We start from the raw sequence: 2424 nt of genomic DNA, 5'->3' as shown, positions 1-2424 counted from the left end.
GACCACGCCGCCGGTCATCACCGCGAGTTCGCTGGGCGGCGCAGTCGAGATCCGCGTCATTGATCATGGACCCGGCATCCCCGAAGACCGCTGGGACGATGTCTTCCTGCCCTTCCAACGGTTCGGCGACCGTGACAACCACACCGGTGTCGGGCTCGGACTCGCGCTGTCCCGTGGTCTGACCGAGGCGATGGGCGGCACCCTGACACCGGAGGAGACACCCGGAGGTGGACTCACCATGATCCTTTCGCTGCCGACAGCCGCCGACCGGTGACCCGCATCCTCGTGGTCGACGACGAACCCCAGATCGTCCGCGCGCTGACCATCAACCTGCGCGCCCGTCACTACGATGTCGACACCGCGCCTGACGGCGTCTCCGCCTTGCGCGCCGCCACCCGCCACCACCCGGACCTCGTTGTGCTCGATCTCGGCTTGCCCGACATGGAGGGCACCGAGGTCATTCGCGGTCTCCGCGGCTGGACCGGCATCCCGATCATCGTGCTCTCCGGCCGCGCCGAGAGCCACGACAAGGTCGACGCCCTCGACGCCGGCGCCGACGACTACATCACCAAACCCTTCGGCATCGACGAACTGCTCGCCCGCATCCGGGCCGTCACCCGCCGGACCCAGCCACCCGGCGAAACCCCGCCCACCGTCACGATCGGCCCGCACACCATCGACCTCGGCGCGCGCAGCATCACCGGCGGCGACACCGACGTGCGGCTCACCCCCACCGAATGGCAGCTGCTCGAACACCTGCTCCGCCACCCGGGCAAACTTCTCAGCCAGCGAGCCCTGCTGCACGACGTCTGGGGCCCGCAGTACTCCACCGAGACCAACTACCTGCGCCAATACATGGCCCGGCTGCGTCGCAAACTCGAGGCCGACCCGTCCCACCCCCGGCACCTGCTCACCGAGCCCGGCATGGGCTACCGCTTCCGCCCCTGACCGCGCACAGCCAGCCCGCGCGCCGATGTTTGACGCGTTCTTAACGCGGATCTTTCCCGCACTCTCGCTTCGGCGCGTCTAACGTCAGGTTCGACGGTGTGCCGACGATGCCGGCCCGGATTTCGCGGGGACCGGCTGCCGGGTTGAGCGGGGAAGGACGTCGGGTGAAGGCAGAGTCCGTTACCGGGCCGGCGGCGGGTGGGAGGGAGACGGTGCGGGCCGCCGTCGTGGTCGGCGCGCTCGGCATCGTGTTCGGCGACATCGGCACCAGCCCGATCTACACCCTGCAGACCGTCTTCAACCCCGCCGACCCGCACCCCGTGCCGGTCAGCACCGGCAACGTGTACGGGGTCGTCTCGCTGATCTTCTGGTCCGTGATGATCATCGTGACGCTGACCTACGTCGCCCTCGTGATGCGGGTCAACAACGATGGCGAGGGCGGCATCATGGCCCTGATCGCGATGCTGCGCCGCTGGGGTGGCGCCGGCAAGAGCCGCGCCACCGGGATGCTCGCGCTGGCCGGTGTCTTCGGGGCCGCCCTGTTCTTCGGCGACAGCATGATCACGCCGGCTATCTCCGTGTTGTCGGCGGTGGAAGGGATCAAGATCGTCCAGTCGGGGCTGGACGACCTGGTGGTCCCGGCCACCGCCGTGATCATCGTGGTGTTGTTCGCCTTCCAGCGCCGGGGGACGGCCGCCGTCGGGCGGCTGTTCGGCCCGGTGATGATCGCCTGGTTCCTCGCCATCGGCGCCTGCGGTGTCGCCGGCATCGCCCGTAACCCCGAGATCCTGCGAGCACTGTCACCCACCTACGCGGTGGGGTTCCTGACCGGCCGCTTCGAGGTCGCCTTCTTCTCGCTCGCCGCGATCGTGCTCGCGGTGACCGGCGCCGAGGCGCTGTATGCCGACATGGGCCACTTCGGCCGCCGCGCCATCACCCGCGGCTGGCTGCTTCTCGTGCTGCCCGCGTGCGTGCTCAGCTACCTGGGGCAGGGCGCGTTGATCCTGCGTGACCCACATGCGGTCGACAGCCCGTTCTTCCTGCTCACGCCCGGCTGGGGGCGACTGCCGATGGTGCTGCTGGCCACCGCGGCGACGGTGATCGCCGCCCAGGCCGTGATCACCGGTGCCTACTCCGTGGCGTCGCAGGCCGCTCAGCTCGGCTACCTCCCGAGACTGCGGATCGCGCACACCTCGGCGTCGACGATCGGCCAGATCTACGTACCGTGGATCAACTGGCTGCTGATGGTCTCGGTACTCACCCTGGTCTTCGCCTTCCGCAGCTCCGCCGCCCTCGCGTACGCGTTCGGCATGGCGGTGATCGCCACCATCACGATCACCACCCTGCTGTTCTTCTATCTCGCCCGGGTCCGCTGGCACACCCCGCTGTGGCAGATCGGCCTGGGCGCGGGCATCCTGCTCGCGATCGACCTGCTCTTCCTGGCGGCGAACCTCACCAAGCTCGCCCACGGCGCCT

At 69.2% G+C, this 2424-nt stretch carries 3 protein-coding genes; all 3 read left to right on the top strand.

What is annotated here, in order from left to right:
• Positions 1 to 274 (top strand): sensor histidine kinase KdpD (locus DMB66_RS53060; protein WP_233625478.1); only part of this gene is annotated, 274 nt, incomplete at its 5' end.
• Positions 271 to 948, top strand: coding sequence for a response regulator (locus tag DMB66_RS53055; RefSeq protein WP_125811666.1), 678 nt, complete (start codon positions 271 to 273; stop codon positions 946 to 948). The genes DMB66_RS53060 and DMB66_RS53055, both read left to right, overlap by 4 nt.
• Positions 949 to 1112: 164 nt before the next feature.
• Positions 1113 to 2424, top strand: a 1312-nt coding sequence (locus DMB66_RS53050; RefSeq protein WP_233625477.1) for a KUP/HAK/KT family potassium transporter, incomplete at its 3' end; no start/stop codon positions are given.

It is taken from the genome of Actinoplanes sp. ATCC 53533 (genome assembly GCF_003947245.1).
This window is presented reverse-complemented; position numbering and strand designations above follow the sequence as displayed.